The sequence below is a fragment of the Streptomyces viridochromogenes genome (genome assembly GCF_001270495.1).
GTDB classification, from domain to species: Bacteria; Actinomycetota; Actinomycetes; order Streptomycetales; family Streptomycetaceae; genus Streptomyces; species Streptomyces viridochromogenes_A.
Genome location: NZ_LGUR01000175.1, coordinates 1 through 220, shown reverse-complemented (window position 1 = coordinate 220; position 220 = coordinate 1). Strand labels below are relative to the sequence as shown.

1 pseudogene is annotated in these 220 nt (G+C 65.9%); it reads right to left on the bottom strand.

Features of this window, described 5'->3' with window-relative positions:
• Window positions 1-8: 8 nt before the first annotated feature.
• Window positions 9-220 (bottom strand): annotated as a pseudogene (locus ADK36_RS17990) (hypothetical protein); the annotation flags it as partial.

Sequence of the window (220 nt, the reverse complement as noted above, 5' to 3'; positions counted from 1 at the left end):
AGTGGGTGTTAAGTCCGTTTCTGGTAGCGGCCTCGTCCGGGTTGGGTGAGGAAGCCTTGGCGGGTGAGGCGTCCGAGGCGGCTGCGGGTGATGTTGACGGTCGCTTCGTCGGTGGGCATACCGAGGAGTTCGTGCAGCTCACGGGCTCTGAACACCTGGCCGGGGTGCTGGTTGAAGGCGTTCACGATGGCCTGGTAGGCGGTGCTCGTCTCGGGCGGGC